This window comes from Pseudomonas sp. NFACC42-2 (assembly GCF_900116055.1).
GTDB lineage: Bacteria > Pseudomonadota > Gammaproteobacteria > Pseudomonadales > Pseudomonadaceae > Aquipseudomonas > Aquipseudomonas marginalis.
Map to the genome: position 1 here is coordinate 65,036 of NZ_FOZO01000008.1, position 17,144 is coordinate 82,179.

The 17,144-nt window shown below is 60.1% G+C and carries 22 protein-coding genes and 1 tRNA gene; 5 read left to right on the forward strand and 18 right to left on the reverse strand.

The features are described from left to right. The first annotated feature begins 115 nt into the window (after positions 1-115). The 3 genes from BM416_RS30595 (at position 116) to BM416_RS30600 (ending at position 1,477) form a co-directional block, all read left to right on the forward strand. Positions 116-274, forward strand: coding sequence for a hypothetical protein (locus tag BM416_RS30595; protein WP_162844266.1), 159 nt, complete (start codon positions 116-118; stop codon positions 272-274). A gap of 4 nt (positions 275-278) precedes the next feature. Continuing rightward, entirely contained in the window at positions 279-905 is a 627-nt protein-coding gene (locus BM416_RS16530) for a helix-turn-helix domain-containing protein (protein ID WP_092357444.1), read from the forward strand. Positions 906-970: 65 nt separating this feature from the next. Continuing rightward, positions 971-1,477 carry a hypothetical protein gene (locus BM416_RS30600; RefSeq protein WP_175539076.1) on the forward strand — a complete coding sequence of 169 codons (507 nt, stop codon included), beginning with the start codon at positions 971-973 and terminating at the stop codon, positions 1,475-1,477. A 253-nt stretch (positions 1,478-1,730) separates the two neighbouring features. On the opposite strand, the gene BM416_RS16540 is transcribed toward BM416_RS30600, so the two are convergent. From BM416_RS16540 to BM416_RS16570, 8 genes are all read right to left on the reverse strand, one after another. Further along, on the reverse strand, positions 1,731-2,000 hold the full coding sequence (locus tag BM416_RS16540) for a hypothetical protein (protein WP_092488769.1): 270 nt from the start codon (positions 1,998-2,000) through the stop codon (positions 1,731-1,733). Positions 2,001-2,124: 124 nt separating this feature from the next. Beyond that, the gene (locus BM416_RS16545; protein ID WP_027607308.1) at positions 2,125-2,874 is read right to left on the reverse strand and encodes a hypothetical protein; all 750 of its coding nucleotides are present in this window, start codon (positions 2,872-2,874) and stop codon (positions 2,125-2,127) included. A gap of 501 nt (positions 2,875-3,375) precedes the next feature. Beyond that, positions 3,376-4,008 carry a hypothetical protein gene (locus BM416_RS16550; protein ID WP_092488770.1) on the reverse strand — a complete coding sequence of 211 codons (633 nt, stop codon included), beginning with the start codon at positions 4,006-4,008 and terminating at the stop codon, positions 3,376-3,378. Between the two features lie 101 nt (positions 4,009-4,109). Continuing rightward, entirely contained in the window at positions 4,110-4,394 is a 285-nt protein-coding gene (locus BM416_RS16555) for a hypothetical protein (protein ID WP_092488771.1), read from the reverse strand. Positions 4,395-4,424: 30 nt separating this feature from the next. Then, on the reverse strand, positions 4,425-5,321 hold the full coding sequence (locus BM416_RS16560) for a hypothetical protein (RefSeq protein WP_092488772.1): 897 nt from the start codon (positions 5,319-5,321) through the stop codon (positions 4,425-4,427). 310 nt (positions 5,322-5,631) lie between these two features. After that, positions 5,632-6,195: a hypothetical protein gene (locus tag BM416_RS30860; RefSeq protein ID WP_256577529.1), complete on the reverse strand. Its 564-nt coding sequence runs from the start codon at positions 6,193-6,195 to the stop codon at positions 5,632-5,634. Next, positions 6,192-6,389 carry a hypothetical protein gene (locus BM416_RS30400; protein WP_139237754.1) on the reverse strand — a complete coding sequence of 66 codons (198 nt, stop codon included), beginning with the start codon at positions 6,387-6,389 and terminating at the stop codon, positions 6,192-6,194. Before BM416_RS30400 ends, BM416_RS30860 begins: the two co-directional genes overlap by 4 nt. A gap of 102 nt (positions 6,390-6,491) precedes the next feature. After that, a tRNA-Ser gene (locus BM416_RS16570) sits at positions 6,492-6,582 on the reverse strand. Positions 6,583-6,734: 152 nt separating this feature from the next. On the opposite strand from BM416_RS16570, the gene BM416_RS16575 reads away from it, so the two are divergent. After that, positions 6,735-7,406, forward strand: coding sequence for a Bax inhibitor-1/YccA family protein (locus BM416_RS16575; protein WP_027607314.1), 672 nt, complete (start codon positions 6,735-6,737; stop codon positions 7,404-7,406). Positions 7,407-7,469: 63 nt separating this feature from the next. Here the strand turns inward: BM416_RS16575 and murB are convergent, their stop codons facing one another. The 8 genes from murB to BM416_RS16615 all read right to left on the reverse strand — a co-directional run bounded on the left by murB (position 7,470) and on the right by BM416_RS16615 (position 14,325). Beyond that, positions 7,470-8,489 (reverse strand): UDP-N-acetylmuramate dehydrogenase, encoded by a 1,020-nt coding sequence (murB, locus tag BM416_RS16580; protein ID WP_092488774.1) that lies wholly within the window; start codon positions 8,487-8,489, stop codon positions 7,470-7,472. Continuing rightward, positions 8,486-8,950 (reverse strand): low molecular weight protein-tyrosine-phosphatase, encoded by a 465-nt coding sequence (locus BM416_RS16585; protein ID WP_092488775.1) that lies wholly within the window; start codon positions 8,948-8,950, stop codon positions 8,486-8,488. Before BM416_RS16585 ends, murB begins: the two co-directional genes overlap by 4 nt. Continuing rightward, positions 8,950-9,714: a 3-deoxy-manno-octulosonate cytidylyltransferase gene (gene kdsB, locus BM416_RS16590; RefSeq protein ID WP_092488776.1), complete on the reverse strand. Its 765-nt coding sequence runs from the start codon at positions 9,712-9,714 to the stop codon at positions 8,950-8,952. The genes BM416_RS16585 and kdsB overlap by 1 nt, the downstream gene beginning before the upstream one ends. Further along, complete coding sequence (locus tag BM416_RS16595) at positions 9,711-9,896, reverse strand: Trm112 family protein (RefSeq protein ID WP_003174668.1); 186 nt, start codon at positions 9,894-9,896, stop codon at positions 9,711-9,713. Before BM416_RS16595 ends, kdsB begins: the two co-directional genes overlap by 4 nt. A 23-nt stretch (positions 9,897-9,919) precedes the next feature. Further along, entirely contained in the window at positions 9,920-10,930 is a 1,011-nt protein-coding gene (gene lpxK, locus BM416_RS16600; protein WP_092488777.1) for a tetraacyldisaccharide 4'-kinase, read from the reverse strand. Beyond that, the gene (locus BM416_RS16605; protein ID WP_027607319.1) at positions 10,930-11,358 is read right to left on the reverse strand and encodes an ExbD/TolR family protein; all 429 of its coding nucleotides are present in this window, start codon (positions 11,356-11,358) and stop codon (positions 10,930-10,932) included. Before BM416_RS16605 ends, lpxK begins: the two co-directional genes overlap by 1 nt. After that, positions 11,355-11,990, reverse strand: coding sequence for a MotA/TolQ/ExbB proton channel family protein (locus BM416_RS16610; RefSeq protein WP_092488778.1), 636 nt, complete (start codon positions 11,988-11,990; stop codon positions 11,355-11,357). Before BM416_RS16610 ends, BM416_RS16605 begins: the two co-directional genes overlap by 4 nt. 109 nt (positions 11,991-12,099) lie before the next feature. Further along, complete coding sequence (locus BM416_RS16615; protein ID WP_256577530.1) at positions 12,100-14,325, reverse strand: ComEC/Rec2 family competence protein; 2,226 nt, start codon at positions 14,323-14,325, stop codon at positions 12,100-12,102. Between the two features lie 135 nt (positions 14,326-14,460). On the opposite strand from BM416_RS16615, the gene BM416_RS16620 reads away from it, so the two are divergent. Continuing rightward, a complete protein-coding gene (locus BM416_RS16620) occupies positions 14,461-14,976 on the forward strand; it encodes a DUF2062 domain-containing protein (protein ID WP_027607322.1) in 516 nt (171 codons plus the stop codon). 3 nt (positions 14,977-14,979) lie between these two features. Here the strand turns inward: BM416_RS16620 and BM416_RS16625 are convergent, their stop codons facing one another. Then, entirely contained in the window at positions 14,980-16,347 is a 1,368-nt protein-coding gene (locus BM416_RS16625; protein WP_092488780.1) for a sensor histidine kinase, read from the reverse strand. Next, positions 16,337-17,065: a response regulator transcription factor gene (locus BM416_RS16630; RefSeq protein WP_092488781.1), complete on the reverse strand. Its 729-nt coding sequence runs from the start codon at positions 17,063-17,065 to the stop codon at positions 16,337-16,339. Before BM416_RS16630 ends, BM416_RS16625 begins: the two co-directional genes overlap by 11 nt. Between the last annotated feature and the right edge of the window lie 79 nt (positions 17,066-17,144).

The window sequence follows — 17,144 nt, forward strand, 5'->3', positions numbered from 1 at the left end:
ACCGGATTTATTTTTTAAGTCCAAAATCGAATTAATACATGCAAACTCAGTATTTAAAGAAATAACCAGTACGCATTACTGTGGAGCCATCGAGTCACCTACGAGATCGCCTCCCATGCCTGCATCCGCCACCGTCATCGACTTTACCCTCCACCGCAAACGCCGCCAGGCACGTGCTGCGGCCGAGTTGATGTGGGCGATGTACGCAGCGCGCGCAGGGTTGGCGGTGTTTACCACCCACGCCGCAACGCCCAGCGATACACGCCGGGCGTAGGCCAGTGAATTTCCTGCATGTGATTCCCGAACCGCCCGAACCGCTGCCCAAGCCCAACACCGATGACGATGTGATCAGCCTGTGTGTGGCGCATAACCTGCAACGCCTGCGCAGCAAACGGCACTTGTCACTGGACGCCCTGGCACGCGCCTGCGGCGTCAGCCGGGCAATGCTGGCGCAAATCGAATCCGGGCGCAGCGTGCCGTCGATCAAGGTGTTGTGCAAAATTGCCAAGGGCTTGAAGGTGTCGGTGGCGGCGTTCCTGGAAGATCGCGCGTTCGAAGGGGTGGAAGTGTTGCCGGCGCAGCAGAGCAAGCGCCTGGTGAGTGCCGATGGTGCGTTTATCAGCCGCGCATTGTTTCCCTACGATACGGCACGCCAGTCCGAGTTCTACGAGATTCGCCTGCGTGCGCTTGGGGAGGAAGTATCCCAAGGCCATGGGCCGGGCATCCAGGAAAACCTGGTGGTGGCCCAAGGCGTACTGGAAGTCAGCGTCAATGACGAGCGCTACCTGCTGTCCACCGGCGATTCAATCCTGTTCTACGCCGACCAGCCCCACCGCTACCGCAACCCGGCGGACAGCGAAGCCGTGGCGTTCCTGGTGATCACCTATCCCGAGCGGCTGGATTAATCACGGCAAAAAAAACGCCCCGACTTTATCGGGGCGTTTTTTCATCGCGCGGGACCTGTCAGCAGGTGCAGCACATCATCGGCATGCCGTTGCAGCTCATCATCATGGGCATGGCGCAGTCGTTCATCATTTTGTTCATGAGCATGCAGCAGTTGTTCATCATGTCCATGCTCATGCCCGGCATCGGCATCATTTTGCACATCATGCCGTCGGCCATCATGGTGCATTCCATGACGCACTTCATCATCGGCATCGGCATGCCCATCATCGGCATCATGTTCATGCCGGTCATCATGGCCATGGCGTCGGCCGACATGCACATCATCGACATATTGGCGCACTGCATCATCATCGGCATGCCGCAGTTCATCATCATCGCCATCATTTCGGCATTGGTCTTGAACTGGGCCATGTCCATGCCGGCTGCCGGCTTCATGGTGCACATCATGGCGTCAGCGGCCATTTCGCATTTCATGGTTGCCATCATCATCGGCATGCCCATCATCGGCATCATTGGCATGGAGGTGTTCATCGGCATCTGCATTGCATTCATCATGTTCGAAACTCCGTAATCGACAGGAAATGGCTAGGTTCTGGCGCCGATTCTAGAGAGGCCGGAGGGCTGCGCAAGACGCCGGCAGAGCAGCAGGAATGGATGTTCCCAGGCACGCTTGGTCGAACAAGACAGCTGTATTTGGCGTGATAACAGTGATTTGGGTGCTATTGCGTTAGTTACATCCGTTACCTGGCGGCTATAGACGTTATGGATATTCGATTGAGGAATCTCGTCCAATCTTAAGGAAATAAACGGTCTAACGGATGAGCCTAGCCGTCGGGCTTTTCCAGCGACTGCATCAATTCATCGGCCTCCGACCCCGGTGGTAGCCTGAACCCATGCATTTCATCAGTGGCCAGAATTTCATCCAGGGCGGCGAGCAACTGCGCTTCTGTCGGCGAGTCCCGCAGCAGTTTATGCGCGGGGAGCAACAACTCGGAGGGAACGCCCTGGACGCTGGCAGCGTCGATCACAGCGAAGAGGATAAAGCGCAGGCGTATTTCGCGGTCCGTCGGCCAAGCCGTTTTTCGCTTACCCAAGGTAGGGCCTCGTTTTTTCAGAAAAATCCGAGGCTATTGTGCACAGGGAGGTGTTTCAAGCATCGGGATGCAAGATAGGCAAATTCCTACATTCAAAGGAGAAACAGCATACCGAACAACCCAATTACTGCACCGGCAGGAAATTCATCAACAACAGGCTTTGTGCATAGTTAAGCCCAATACGGCGGTAGCGTTCGTCGAGCATCTGGGTCAACAGGTCCAGACGCGCAACAATCTTGCCGAACTCGACGGCGAAACTCAGGTTGCTGCCCTCCTCCGAGATCTCGTTGGAAAACAGGAGCAGGACACCGTTTGCATCCTGACGCTTGCTGAGCAGCCAGGTGGCCTTCTCGATATTGCGCGCGGCATTGCTGACGAACTGCGGGTTGATCGAGTCGGTAATGTAGAACTCGGTACGCCCACCGTGGGCGGTCACGATCATGCTGCCGATGGCATAGATAAACGCCCCGACCCGATCGCCCTGAAACTCAGGGCTCAAGGAGTAGCTCAGCGCTGCCAGGTCGCGACGCTCCCCGAGGGCAGGCAATGAGCGGCGCTGCTCAATGGCCAGGCGGATCTCCCGCGCAGCGCTCACCGCATCCGGATAACCCGACTGGCGCCACTGGTTGGGGTTGCGCAGGTAGAGCTTGTTCATGAGCAAATACAGGCTTTGCAAGTTGTCGCGCATGCCCAGGGTCGCCATGCGATCGACACTGGTCTGGAAGAATTCATCGGGTTTGCCATCACTGAACTGCTTGGCGATGTCCCGCCCCTGCTGCTGGGTACAGCCACTGGCACAGAGTATCAACACCACGGCCAGCCAAAGGGGCCGAGGCACTCGTCGAGTCTTGAATAAAAGTAACGTGCGATCCATCGGCACCCGATCTGGTTCTTTTGCCCACGCGGGAAATCGGCAGGGCTGGGACAAAGATAGATTGGATAAATGAAAAAAAGTGCGATGGGCTGGGCAGATAGTTGTAAGCAGAGCCTGCCGGGGGACTGAATCGGCCCAATCGTGAAAGATTCGTTTCAGGGCCTATACTCAATGGAACAGTTGCGAGTGTTGTTGGCGATCCAGGGAGGATCTACATCGCGTACGACACTTCCCCCCGCAGCTGTACAGGAGGGTCGCACAGATGAAACATCCCATTCGAGCTCAGATTTTTGTCCAGGTGATTTGCCTGCTTTCGGTGGCTCAGCTTTTCTGCTGAGCCATGGGTCACTGCCTTTAAGATCAGCTGCGAGTGTGGCTGGGGCAGTTTTCGCCCTGTATTTGGGCCCATCAACTTAAATGCCATTGCTGCCGCAGTAGCGTTCGCGCGGGTTTCAAGCGCGGACGGCCCGACACTACGAGTCTGGTATTAACGCGAATGTTTCATTTATCCAGATTCACCAGTTCGTGCATCCGCGCCCCTATCATTCCCCGCAACCATTCAGCGTGAAACGCCATTTCGTCCAGAGAGATACCCTCACCCAACTGATATTCGAAAACCTTGTCCTTGGGTCCCTGACCCACGAGGTGGAAATGCCCATAGCGATCAAACCGGGCGAGGACGTAGGGGCAGACGTAAATGATGTTGCTGAATGGCACCCGCACTTCGTAGGGCCCGCGGCCACGACGGATAACCGTGAGGCTAAGCAGTTGCTGGTTTTCATCGAACGTAAAGGCCTCCACATGAGGCGTAGAGGCCATCCAGGCAAAGATCGCACCGATGAGCACTGCGGTACCGAGCATGAACAGGATGAGCGTCGACGTCGTAAAACTCGATTCAGCGCTGGGCGGCGCGCCCTGCAGCGCTCCGAGCCCGGCCAGGAGCAACATCGCCAGCCCGTAGCCCGGCAACAGCATCAGTAGCGCAATGTAGAACCCCAGGATCCCCCGACCACTGCCGCCAACGCTCGGTAGATCCGGGCCGTAATACCAGGTGGGTGGGTGCGCGACAGGGCTTCCAGTGCTTGGCGCTCCGGGAAGGGTGGCGACGAGGTGAGGTGGGTCTTGACGGTTCATCCAACAGGCTCCAGGGGTTGCAGCGTTCAATAATGGGCGAAAAGCCAGGAACCTTTGCGTTCCCCTCAAACCGTTAGTTGGACGCCCGCCTACGGGCAGCCTTACTTGAGCAGGGCAATCACCGCGCAGACGATCATGATCGCCAGCGCCGGCCACTGCATGGGCATGAAAAAGAAGTGATGGCGCACGCCACCTTCATGCACCTGCCGATTCAGGACAAAGCCCAGCACGGTGTTGATGGCCGAGCCAATCCCCACCCCCATCAACAGTTGCATCAGTGAGGTATTGCCGGGGTTGACGCTGGGGTCGGGCCACACCCCCATCAGCAACAACACCATGGCCACCGGTGTGAACAGCGTCAGCCAGCCTGCGCCGCGATAGATCATCGTTTAATCCTCATGAACGACACGATTGGCTCAAGCCGGCTCGCGTGCTTGCTCTTCAGCCGCAAACACGGCATCGAGTGTGTTGAGGAACAGGTCATGGCTCAGAATGCCGGTGGCGATGGTCGACAACACGGGTTTGCCGCTCTCGTCCTTGATCACCACCTTTTCGGTCCAGGCGTTGAGGTCGACGGTACGCAGCGACGACATCGGCACCTTGCGGCCCTGGTATTCGAGGAGATCCTGGCTCACCACAATCGGCGTCGTGGTGATTTTGAGGAAGTTGCCGCTGACGCGCTTGCCCCAGACCTGCCCGGAGCTGATGCAATTGAACCTAACCGCCCCACCCGACTCCAGCGTCGCCATCACCCCCGGCAGACGTGCACGTACGTGCAGCTCACGGACCAACTGCTGGAAATCGTGAAAACCCTTGAGGCTCTCGATCACTCGATGAAACGGCTCGGAGGCATTACGACGGTAAGCCACGTTGGTGATCATGCCGGTCAGCACGGTTTGTCCGGAGCCAAACAGATACAAGTCATCAATCTCGGCAAAGGCGGTGTATTCGCGCTGATCGTTGATGATGCGCTCGATACCATGTTCATACACGTCGTAAAGCGGCGCACGCAATTTCCTGTGCCAGGCGTAAGCGGCAAATACACCCAGCCCGAGAACCGCCAGCAAAGCGCTGGTGGCGTAAATCAAGGTATGGGGGCTGCTGAAGCTGAAGGCCATGCCACTGGACGTCTGGAGGCTGACCGGCCCCTCATTGCCCGGTGGCAGGATCGTACCCAGATACAACACAAACCCGGCGAGACCTAACAACACAACGCCAAATATCAAACTGAAAATCAGAAAACCCTTGCCGTGACGGAAACTGGCGATCAGTTCGCCGGTGGCGGAAGGCGCTTGGGAGGGGGATGACTGCATAAATCTTGCGTCCTTGTAATGGGGTAGCGCGCCGCGGTTTACGCGGAGCCGATTGAGCCGTGCCCCCACTGGGCAGGCTTGGCACGGCAGGTTGGAACATGGCCCATTAACATCGTTCCCTGTGCATATGGGTTAATGCCAACGGGTTCACAACGTTCGCGACATTGGGGCCGGAAACACGAAAGCCCCGCTAAGGCGGGGCTTTGGTTTAAGTCCTGGCGGGAAACCACGCCTGGGACCCTCGTCATCTTTCGGACAATGCAGCGCTTGTTTCACCAGCTGGCAAAAGACGTCCCCGGACGTGGAATCATTATCGGGCTTGGCGAAGCACAAGCTCCGACAGACGGGTCTTAACTCGGAAGCAGAACTCACGAATTTGAAATTGATAAGCGGGCATAACCATGTAGTTTAAATCGGGACCCAATGAGTCTTTAATTTCCATGTATTTGGCAGTCTTGGCAGCAATGGCCTGGTATTGCGCCTCGTATTTATCATAAGACGCTTTGTTGTAGACCTTTAAAACATCCAGTTCTTTACGGCATTGCTCAGCGCGATTTTGGTTCAAGTTTGTTTCTGATTCTGATTGAGCCGCCTCCGGAGAAGTTGCTTTCGGGGCGTCAGCACTGGCGTTCGCAGGTGCAGCCTCATATCGCACAGTCCACTTTTCTGGTGTCGAAGGTGCGACTTCAGGCGGTGCTTCCTGGACGACGGCAGGAGGTGGAGTCACATCAGGTTTTTCGGGAGTTTTCGTAGCGCATCCAGAGAGGGCAAGCCCTACCACTACAACGATGCCACACATTTTATCCATCGGTTCCACCAAGAGGTAATTACGGATGGCTGAGTCGTTAGGTTCTGGGTAAAAGTAATAACTCATTCAATGGTCGAGTGTAATTTTTCTACCAGCCTCAAGGCGCTCAGCCTCTCTTCCTTGAGTGCGCAGATGAACGATAGTAGTAAAAAAACAAAGAGATGACGAGCAAAAGCTGACTGGAAAAACCACAAATTTAATGAGCCAGTTGAAGTGGTTTCAGTTGCTTGATTCAGGTCCCGGGCGGCATCGGCAATCATCAGTATTGGCTGCGCGAGTCTGCTACAGGACACAGTAAGCAGAAGATCGCCAAACCCCAGAAACGCAAAAGCCCCGCTTTCGCGAGGCTTTCGTTTGAATCTTGGCGGGAAACCAGGGATTCGAACCCTGGGAACGCTATTAACGTTCGCCGGTTTTCAAGACCGGTGCATTCAACCACTCTGCCAATTTCCCTTGTGCATCACAGGATTAGGATAGCCCATCCTGTCTCAGCGGGCGCCATAATACCCGAATGAAACACACTGTCAAACTCTCGCCATCGCTTGTTACAGAGCGTCTGTTATGATCTTTGCGACTGAACGTTTCAAAACCGAAGGAGTGTCGCCATGCGCGAACAGAATTACGCAGTGAATGGTAACGCGCAGGCTGAGCAGCTTGAAGTCAGCCGCGTGTTGCGCAACACCTATGGACTGCTCGCCCTTACCCTCGCATTCAGCGGCTTAATGGCGTTCGTGGCCCAGCAGATGCACGTCGGCTACCCGAATATCTTTGTCGTACTGATCGGTTTCTATGGCCTGTTCTTCCTGACCAACAAGCTGCGTGACTCGGCCTGGGGCCTGGTGTCGGCGTTTGCCTTGACCGGTTTCATGGGCTTTATCCTCGGCCCGATCCTCAACCGTTACCTCGGCATGGCCGGCGGTGCGGAAGTGGTCAGCTCGGCGTTTGCCATGACCGCCCTGGTGTTTGGTGGCCTGTCGGCCTACGTGCTGGTCACCCGCAAGGACATGAGCTTCCTGGGTGGTTTCATCACCGCGGGCTTCTTCGTGTTGCTGGCGGCGGTGGTGGCGGGCATGTTCTTCCAGATCAGCGGCCTGCAGTTGGCGATCAGCGCGGGTTTTGTGCTGTTCTCCTCCGTGTGCATCCTGTTCCAGACCAGCGCCATCATCCACGGCGGTGAGCGTAACTACATCATGGCGACCGTCAGCCTGTATGTGTCGATCTACAACCTGTTTATCAGCCTGTTGCAGATCTTCGGAATCATGAGCCGCGACGACTGATTTACTCACTGCATAAAAAATGCCCCGTATCGAAAGATGCGGGGCATTTTTGTTTTCGGGGTATCAGTACTGGTTGGGTTCCATTTCCAGCTCGACCTTGAAACGCTGGGCGATATCCCGCTGGATACGCTGGGCCAGGCTGGCAATATCATGCCCTGTGGCGCCGCCATAGTTGACCAGCACCAGCGCCTGCAGGGCATGCACGCCGGCATCGCCGTCACGAAAGCCCTTCCAGCCGGCCTTGTCGATCAGCCAGCCAGCGGCCAGCTTCATCTGCCCATCCGCCTGGGGGTAAGCCACCAGGTCCGGATACTGCGCCTGTAACTCTTCAGCCAGGGCCTTGGACACCAGCGGGTTCTTGAAGAAGCTGCCGGCATTGCCAAGGACTGCCGGGTCGGGCAATTTTTCGCTACGGATGCTGCAAATCGCGCGACTGACATCGCTCGGTGTCGCCTCGGTGATCCCCTGCCCTGCCAGGCGCTGCTGCACTGGGCCGTAGTCGAGCTTGAGGTGGCTGGCGCGGCTCAGGGCAAAGCGTACCCGCAGGATCAGCCAGCGCCCGGTTTCGTGCTTGAACAGGCTGTCGCGGTAGGCAAAGTTGCATTCTTCCAGGCTGAAATCGCGCAACTCGCCCGTCTGGCGATCGAGGGCGGTCAAGCCGGCAAAGACGTCCTTGATCTCCACGCCGTAGGCACCGATGTTCTGCATGGGGGCGGCACCGACGGTGCCGGGGATCAGGCTGAGGTTTTCCAGGCCGCAGAAGCCCTGCTCCAGGGTCCACAGTACAAACGGGTGCCAGGCTTCGCCGGCTTCGGCTTCGACCACCACCTGCATGCCATCATCCTGAAGCACCCGTATGCCCTGGGTGGCCATACGCAACACCAGGGCAGGAATGTCCTGGGTCAGCAGCAAGTTGCTGCCACCGCCAATCACCAGCAAGGGCAACGCCTGGGTCGACGCATAGGCCAGTGCCTCGCGCACATCGGCGTCACTGCGGGCCTCGGCGAAGAGTTGGGCACGCACATCAATGCCAAAGCTGTTGAATGGCTTGAGCGACACCTGCGCCAGCACTTGCAAGGTCATAACCGCCCCTTCAATTCGATCACCAATAAATCACACGCCTGCTCGATCAAGTCCAGGACCCGTTCGAAGCCTTGTTCGCCTTCGTAGTAGGGATCCGGCACCTCGTCCACTTCAGCCTCATAGCGCCGCAGGAACAGGTCCAACTCCGCCTTGCCCTGGCCGGGCTGCATGGCCTTGAGGTTGCGCAGATTGCTGTGGTCCATGGCCAGGATCAGGTCGTACCGTGCAAAGTCGGCGCGGGAGACCTGCCGGGCCCGCTGGGCCGACAAATCGTAGCCGCGCACCAGCGCCGCACGTTGGCTGCGCGGGTCCGGCGGGTTGCCGACATGCCACTCGCCGGTGCCGGCGGACGCTACGTCGACCGGCCCCGCCAACCCGGCTTCGCGCAATTTATGGCGCAGTACGCCCTCAGCGGTGGGCGAGCGGCAGATATTGCCCAGGCAGACAAACAGAACCTCCATCAGGCCCCCAGCAGGCGACGGACGCGCTCAAGGTCTTCCGGGGTATCGACACCCGCAGGCGGTGCTTCCAGGGCGTCCCCCACGTGGATACGTACGCCGTGCCAGAGGGCACGCAGTTGCTCCAGGGATTCGGTATTTTCCAACCAGCACGGCCCCCAACTGACGAAGTCATGCAGGAAACCGGCACGGTAGGCGTAGATGCCGATATGGCGACGGTACGGCACGCCTTGCGGCAACAGGTCAGGGTGCCTGGCGAAGGCGTCGCGCGCCCAGGGCAAGGTCGAACGGCTGAAGGTCAGCGCCAGGCCGTTGACATCACTGACCACCTTGACCACGTTCGGATTGAACAGGGTGTCGATGTCTTCAATCGGCTCGGCCAGGGTCGCCATACGCGCTTCACCATGGGCAGCCAGGTTGGCGGCCACCTGGTCGATCACGCCCGGCGGGATCAACGGTTCGTCGCCTTGTACATTGACCACGATGGCGTCTGGCGCCAGGCCCAGCTGCGTAGCCACTTCGGCCAGGCGGTCAGTGCCGGAGTTGTGATCTTCACGGGTCAGCACCGCTTCGGCGCCGAACCCTTTGCAGGCTTCGATGATGCGCTGGTCATCAGTGGCCACCACGACACGCTCAGCGCTGCTTTTGCAGGCCTGCTCCCACACCAGCTGGATCATCGGCTTGCTGCCGATCAGTTGCAGTGGCTTGCCCGGCAGGCGTGTCGAGGCGTAGCGGGAAGGAATGACAACGGTAAAGGCTGTGGTCATTTATCCAGGCGCTCGTCGGTGGTCAGGGTGCGGGCTTCGCTTTCCAGCATCACCGGGATGCCATCACGGATCGGGTACGCCAGGCCGGCGCCCTTGCTGATCAGCTCGGTTTTATCGGCGCTGAGCTTGAGCGGGCCTTTGCAGATCGGGCAAGCGAGGATGTCGAGCAGTTTGGTGTCCATGAGTGTTTCCTGGATAGCAGCGTTTAAGGCAAAAGACGGGCGGGCAGCAGGCGCATCAGCTGCGTGTCGAACCAGGCGACGAACGCCGGCGACGGCACCGCATCCACCGCAAGGTACCACCAGTCGGGCTGGGCAAAGGCGCGGCACTTCACCGCGTCCTTCTCGGTCATGACCAGTGGCAATGACGGGGTAAAACTCAAGACCTCGGCACTGTAGGGCGCGTGGTCGGCGAAAGCATGGGGAATCGGCTGCCAGTGTAGCGTTTCGAGGGTGTTGAAGAAACGTTGCGGGTTGCCGATACCGGCAACCGCGTGTACCGGCTGCCCCTCAGGAAAATACGCCAGCGACTGGCGCTCGCCGCTGTGCAGGTTGACCAGTGCGGTGGGTTGCAGGCGAAACCCAAAGCCATCGTCGCGATCCGAGCCGGCACCGTTGTAGAGCAGCGCATCCACACTGTGCAGACGCTCAACCGGTTCGCGCAATGGCCCGGCAGGCAGGCAACGGCGATTGCCCAGGCCCCGGGCGGCGTCGATCAGCACCAGTTCCAGGTCACGGGCCAGGCGGTAGTGTTGCAGGCCGTCGTCGGAGAGGATCAGGTCGAGGGCCTCGCTGGCAAGCAGGGCCTGCACCGCACGACTGCGATCAGGATCGATCATCAGGGGTACGCCGCAGCGCTGCACGATCAGCAAAGGCTCGTCACCCGCCACCGTGGCGCTGTGGCTGGCCTCGACGCGCCAGGGCAACTGCGGTGGCTTGGCGCCATAGCCGCGACTGACCACACCGACGCGCAGGCCACTGCGTCGGCAGTGTTCGATCAACCACAGGATCAACGGCGTCTTGCCGGTGCCGCCCACGGTGATATTACCGACCACCACCACCGGCACCGGAGATTGATAGATCTCGCCCTCTCCCGCCAGGAACCGTGCGCGCTTGCGCTGCACCACCCGGCGATACAACGATTCCAGCGGACGCAACAACGCCAGCGCCGGATGGCCCTCGTACCAGGCCTTGAGCAAACGATCGGACATGGCCATCAGGGTTGGCTCGCCGCCTCGACAGTGCTCATGCGCAGATGGCTGAAACCGAGCTTGCCGGCGGCGTCCATCGCCGTGATCACGGCCTGGTGCTGGGTCTTGCCATCGGCACTGATGGACAACGGCATCTTGGTATCGCCGCCGGACTCTTTCTCCAGGGCCGCCATGAGGCTGGCGAGGTCGTTTTTCTCCAGCACCTGGTTATTCACCGAAAACGCCCCGTCGGCGCTGATAGCGATGTCCAGTTGCTTGACTTCCTGGTCTTCGGCCGGCGAACCACTCACGGCTTCCGGCAGGTCGACGCGCAGTTCGGTCTGCCGGGTGAAGGTGGTGGTGACGACAAAAAACAGCAGCAGGATAAACACCACGTCGATCAACGACGCGAGGTTGATGTCGACATTTTCCCGTTGCTTGCGGCGAAATTTCACGCTTTGCCCCCAACCAGGTCCACATCACGGTCACCCTGCACCACTTCCACCAGCTTGATGGCTTCCTGCTCCATACCAACCACCAGTTCATCGATGCGCCGCTGCAGGAAACGGTGGAAGAACACCGAAGGAATACCGACCATCAGGCCCGCCGCCGTGGTAATCAGGGCCTTGGAGATGCCGCCGGCCAGTACGGCCGCGTTGGTGGTCATGCCCGAGCCCATGAACGAGCTGAAGATATCGATCATGCCCAGTACCGTCCCCAGCAAGCCGAGCAACGGCGCCATGGCGGCAATGGTGCCGAGGGCGTTGATATAGCGCTCCAGTTCATGGATGACCCGGGCGGCGGCCTCTTCGATGCACTCCTTCATGATCTCGCGACCATGCTTGGAGTTGGCCAGGCCGGCGGCGAGGATTTCACCCAGGGGCGAGTTGGCGCGCAGTTCCTTGAGTTTGTCCTTGTCCAGCTGCTTGTTCTTGATCCAGTTCCAGACCTGCCCCAGCAGATGCTCGGGGGTGACGCGACTGGCGCGCAGGGTCCACAAACGTTCGGCAACGATGCCGAGTGCGGCGATGGAGCTCAGGATGATGGGCAACATCATCCAGCCACCAGATTTGACCAATTCCCACACAGTGAATATCCCTTCGAAAAAGTGCGCCACTTTACCATATAGGTTCGGCGACGGGGTTCATCGACCATGGACCCGTCTGTCCCAGGCGCCGGTCTTTGGCATGGCCGGCTCAGGGTAACGTTTCGCGCCAAAAACGGCGTTGACTACGCGCAACAGTCGGTGGCTGGAAAGCCCCTAATTGCACACGCACCGCGCCCTGCTCGGCACTGTCGTATATCTGGCTGCCCAGTCGCTGGTAGCGCTCCACCACCTGCGGGTGAGGATGGCCGAACGCATTGCCACGCCCACGGGAAATCAGCACCGACGTGGGCGCCAGCCGCTGTAGAAAAGGCCACGACGACGAACTGCGGCTGCCATGGTGAGGCGACTGCAGCCAATCGGTGCGCACGGCCAGCGAAGACGCGAGAAATGCTCGCTCGGCAGCCCGATCAATATCCCCCGTGAGCAGCAGCCGCTCACCGTTGGCCTGGACCTGCAGAACACAGGACTTGGGGTTGCCATCAATCGCATCAGGCCACTGCCACAGCTCGAATGCCACACCGTCCCACTCCCACCGTTCGCCGCTGACGCAGGGCTGGGTGGCGAGAAACGCGGGCAACCCTTCGGTTTCACCGCCCACGACACGCCGGATCGGCAACCCTCGGGCAACAGCCGACGCCCCACCGGCATGATCGGCGTCGGCGTGGCTCAGCAGCATCATATCCAGCGTCCCGACGCCGAGTTTTTTCAACGCAGGCACTACCACACGGGCACCAAGGTCAACCGTCCCCGAACGCGGGCCGGCATCGTAGAGCAACGTGTGATGGCGGGTACGCAGGATCAAGGCCTGACCTTGCCCGACATCCAGTTGCACCACCTCCACCCGCCCATGGGGCACGAGCTCGCGGGGTGGAAACACGGCCAACAACAGCAGCGGCAAGCCCAGGGGCCGAAACGGCACGCCGCTGGGCAGCAGTAACAGCACCGCGCCGACCAGGCTGATCAGCCAGTAACCCAGGGGCACCTCGGCCGGTATCCAGGCAGGCATTTGCCCAGCGAGCCATGCCAAGCCCCGGAACAACCCGTCAAGCGCCCCACCCGCCAGCCACAACAAGCCCTCACCCGCATACGGCAGCGGCAACAATGCGCTCCCCAGCAACGCCAGGGGCAACACCACCAGGCTGATCCACGGCACGGCAACCAGGTTGGCCAGCGGCGCACTGACGCTGACGGGCAAGCCGAGCACCAGCAACACAGGAAACAGACCAACGGCAATCAAGCACTGGGGACGTGTCCATGCCTGCCAGACACTCCACGGCCCCAAGCGCCCACCAAATCCCAGGACCAGCACCGCGACAGCCATGAAGGACAGCCAGAATCCGGGTTGCAGGCTGGCCAGTGGCTCCAGGATCAGCACGCCATTGAGTGCCAGCAACAACGGCCACCAGAATCCCAGATGACGAAAGCGCAGGCGCCACAACAACACCAGCCCCACCATGACGCAGGCCCGTTGCACCGGCACGCCAAACCCTGCCAGCAGGCCGTACCCCAGCGCGGCGGCAAACGCCAGGCCGCACGCCCACGGCAGCCACGGCCAGGTGCGGGGCCAGCAGCCATAGCGCGCAAGTAGCGCGACCAACCCGTAGATCAACCCCGCCAGCAAGCCAATGTGCTGGCCGGAAATCACCAACAGGTGCACCGTGCCAGTGTCCTGCAACACCTGCCAGTCTTCGGCCGCCAGCCCGGAGCCATCCCCCAGCACCAAAGCCGCCAGGCCCGCCTCGCGGCCTTGGGCGTCCACCGCCATCAGGCGTTGGCGGACCGTGTCACGCCAGGCATGACGCGCCGGCGCCAGGCGCTCACCATCCTTCACCGAGCCGGTGGCGCCAATGCGCTGGGCCAGCAGCCAGGCCTCCTGATCGAAACCGTGAAAATTGAGCAGCCCGGCAGGCCGTTTCAGCGTTACGGCCAGACGCCAGCGCTCGCCGCTGCGTATCGGCGGCCCGCCGTGCCAAAACACCCGGATGCGCTTGGGCAACCGGGCGTTGCGCGCCTGGCTGTCGGCCAGCTCAAAACGCACGCCCTTCCCTGTCTGCTGCGGCAACCCGGTTACACGGCCTTCCAGCCATCGCGTCTGGCCATCCAGCACCGGCCGTAGTCGATCATCCAGCGCCCACTGCGCGCTGATGCAGGCCCAGCTCAAGCCCAGCAGGAAAAATGCCAGTGGCGACGTACGAAAAGACAATAGCATCAATGCCAGCACCAACATGGCTATCAGCCACCCCGTCGACGGCAACGCCGGTAGAAAGCGCAAGGCAAGCAACCCAAGCGCGAGCGCGAACATCCCTGTCTTCATGAACCATCCTTTTCAAGTGATCCACTCAGTCTTAGACGAGGGCCCAGCGTGTCCTATGATGTTTTGTCACAAAGTCTGAATTTTCTGTTTATAGAATGCGGGCATACTTGCCCCTCGAACTGACCTGGACCCCCTATGCCTCGGCGCTTATTCAAACGGTACATGCCCGACCCCACCAGTATCAGGGAACACAAGTCATTACAGTTTCTTGGCACGTTGCTGCACGACCCGAACCTCTGGCACCTGAACCGGCACTCCGTGGCACGCGCCATGGCCGTGGGTTTGTTCGCGGCGTTTATCCCGATCCCGTTGCAGATGCTGCTGGCGGCAGTGCTGGCGATCACCGTGCGCGGCAATATGCCCATCGCCATCAGCCTGGTATGGCTGACCAACCCGATCACCATGCCGGTGGTGTTCATCTGCACCTACATGACCGGCGCCTGGCTGATGAATGTGCCACCGCGCAGCCTGCCCGACGACCTGACCTGGGAATGGATCAGCGGCCAGTTGAGCACCCTGTGGCAGCCCTTCCTGCTGGGTTCGGTGGTGTTGGGGCTGGTGCTGGGCGCACTGGCCTACTGCCTGACCATGGGGTACTGGCGCTGGTGGGTCGCGCACCAATGGAAAAAGCGCAAGCAGCGCCGAGGCTGAGACCTATCGCGCCGGCAATCGCAGGTGCACACGCAAGCCCTGGCCGGTATTTTCCGCCCACAGGCTGCCGTCCTGACGTTGCACGGCATTGCGCGCGATGCTCAGGCCCAGCCCGAAGCCACCATCGCCGGGTCTTGAACCGTCCAGCCGCGTAAACGGCGCAAAGATTCGCTCCAGATCCTGCTCATCGATTCCCCCGCCCTGGTCTTCCAACCAAAGGTGCCAATACTCCCCCTCGCGGCATCCATCCAGGCACACGACGCCCTCCGCCGGGGAATGGCGTATGGCGTTGCGCAGGATATTCTCCAGGGCCTGGGCCAAGGCATTCAGGTTGCCCCGCACCCAACTGTCGGCGCCCAGAAGGCAGGGCAGCCGCGATGCCGGCCAAGCGCTTTCAAAGCACGCGTTCTCGCGCAGCATGTCCCACAGCGCCTGCACCTGAATATCTTCTTTGGGCAGCGGCGCCCGCTCGGTATCCAGCCAGGCCAGTTGCAGGCTGTCTTCCACCAGGCGCTGCATGGCGTCGATCTCCCGCCCCAGCCGCTCACGCAGGCGCGCAAGATCCTGCTCACTGTCACAGGCCACCCGCAAACGGCTCAAGGGCGTGCGCAGTTCATGGGACATGTCCCTTAACAGCTGCTGTTGCAGCATCACCGTACCCTGCAAGCGCTCGGACATATGATCAAACGCGCGCCCCAGCTCGCCCAATTCGTCCTGGCGGCTGGTGGCGTCGTGGGACATCCGCGTATTCAATTGATCGGCACGCCATGCATTGGCCTGCTCGCGCAGTTGATTGAGGGGCATGATCAGCAACCGATAGAGGCCGACGCACAGCAACAAGGTAAAGAGGCCGGGAATCACGCCGTTGGTCAGCACCCGCCAGAACAGTTGGTAGCGCCCCGGCATAAAGCGCTGCGGCAGTTCAATCACCAGCGAACCGGCGCCCGGGTCCACCGCAAACGGGATCTTCAACCACGGCAACCCCTTGACGTGGCGGCTGACCGGCCAGTCCAGGCCCCGCAGGAAGGTCAGGCGCTGGCTTTCCGTATCGGTCAGCGGGTAGCTGCTCAACGACTGCAAGTCATTGCCGATCACCCCGATCCACGTGCTTTCGCGCTTGCCCATTGCCTGCAGCCACGCATCGACGCCGGCATTGCCGCCCTGGTTCCAGGCCTGCTCGGCGCCTGCCGCATAACCACTCAAGGTGCTCCTGGCCTCATCGGACAGGTAGGCGTTCTTTTGCTCCATGTACCGGCCCCAGGACCAACTGAGCCAGATCATCAGCAAACAGAAGGCGATCAGCAGGCAGGCAAGTTTCCAGAATAACGAGTGCCTGCCCGGCAGCCGTTTCAGCGACGCCTCAAAGCCCATCGTCGTGACCGCTCAGCACATAGCCCTTGCCCCACACCGTGCGTACCTCACGCTCGGTGTAGCCGATGGCCTTGAGCTTGCGGCGGATCTGGCTGATATGCATGTCGAGGCTGCGGTCATGGGGCGCATAACCCCGTTGCAACACGTGCTGGTAGAGGAAGGCTTTGCTGAGGACTTCTTCAGCGTTGCGATGCAGGGTTTCCAGCAGGCGATATTCGCTGCGGGTCAGGCCCGCCCAGTGCTCCTGATGAAAAACATCGCACAGCTCATCGTCGAAACGCAGCGTGCGGGTATCCTCGCGCACGGGCGCAAGCGTCGGCAACGGGCGCCGATCCAGGGCCACCCGCCGCAGGATGGCTTCGATACGCACGCGCAGTTCAACCATGCTGAAGGGCTTGGGCAGGTAATCATCGGCCCCCAGGCGAAAACCGCTGACGCGATCGGTTTCAGCGCCCAGGGCCGACATCAGGATCACCGGAACCGAATGGCTCCGGCGCAAATGGGTGAGGATCGACAAGCCATCCAGGCCCGGCAGCAGAATATCCATCAATACCACGTCGAATGCCTGGTCGCGCGCCATCTCCAGGCCCTGCTGACCGTTCTGGCACCAGGTGACCTGGAAGCCACAGCGCCCCAAATGCTCGTGCACATAGGCACCCAGCACGGGGTCATCTTCAATTGTGAGGATACGGGGTAGGCTAACTGCCGCGGGATTCATTAGCGTCTGCAAGTCATTCTCAATCACTGATTATTCAAGATAACCCCGCCGCAGGCAATCGCCACACGGTGCCCAACGG

Coding starts and splice junctions, on each gene's coding strand:
- BM416_RS30595 (WP_162844266.1), top strand. CDS start 116: ATGCCTGCATCCGCCACCGTCATCGACTTTACCCTCCACCGCAAACGC.
- BM416_RS16545 (WP_027607308.1), bottom strand. CDS start 2,874: ATGGATCGCACGTTACTTTTATTCAAGACTCGACGAGTGCCTCGGCCC.
- BM416_RS16550 (WP_092488770.1), bottom strand. CDS start 4,008: ATGAACCGTCAAGACCCACCTCACCTCGTCGCCACCCTTCCCGGAGCG.
- BM416_RS16555 (WP_092488771.1), bottom strand. CDS start 4,394: ATGATCTATCGCGGCGCAGGCTGGCTGACGCTGTTCACACCGGTGGCC.
- BM416_RS16560 (WP_092488772.1), bottom strand. CDS start 5,321: ATGCAGTCATCCCCCTCCCAAGCGCCTTCCGCCACCGGCGAACTGATC.
- BM416_RS30860 (WP_256577529.1), bottom strand. CDS start 6,195: ATGAGTTATTACTTTTACCCAGAACCTAACGACTCAGCCATCCGTAAT.
- BM416_RS30400 (WP_139237754.1), bottom strand. CDS start 6,389: ATGATTGCCGATGCCGCCCGGGACCTGAATCAAGCAACTGAAACCACT.
- BM416_RS16575 (WP_027607314.1), top strand. CDS start 6,735: ATGCGCGAACAGAATTACGCAGTGAATGGTAACGCGCAGGCTGAGCAG.
- murB (WP_092488774.1), bottom strand. CDS start 8,489: ATGACCTTGCAAGTGCTGGCGCAGGTGTCGCTCAAGCCATTCAACAGC.
- BM416_RS16585 (WP_092488775.1), bottom strand. CDS start 8,950: ATGGAGGTTCTGTTTGTCTGCCTGGGCAATATCTGCCGCTCGCCCACC.
- kdsB (WP_092488776.1), bottom strand. CDS start 9,714: ATGACCACAGCCTTTACCGTTGTCATTCCTTCCCGCTACGCCTCGACA.
- BM416_RS16595 (WP_003174668.1), bottom strand. CDS start 9,896: ATGGACACCAAACTGCTCGACATCCTCGCTTGCCCGATCTGCAAAGGC.
- lpxK (WP_092488777.1), bottom strand. CDS start 10,930: ATGGCCATGTCCGATCGTTTGCTCAAGGCCTGGTACGAGGGCCATCCG.
- BM416_RS16615 (WP_256577530.1), bottom strand. CDS start 14,325: ATGAAGACAGGGATGTTCGCGCTCGCGCTTGGGTTGCTTGCCTTGCGC.
- BM416_RS16620 (WP_027607322.1), top strand. CDS start 14,461: ATGCCTCGGCGCTTATTCAAACGGTACATGCCCGACCCCACCAGTATC.
- BM416_RS16625 (WP_092488780.1), bottom strand. CDS start 16,347: ATGGGCTTTGAGGCGTCGCTGAAACGGCTGCCGGGCAGGCACTCGTTA.
- BM416_RS16630 (WP_092488781.1), bottom strand. CDS start 17,065: ATGAATCCCGCGGCAGTTAGCCTACCCCGTATCCTCACAATTGAAGAT.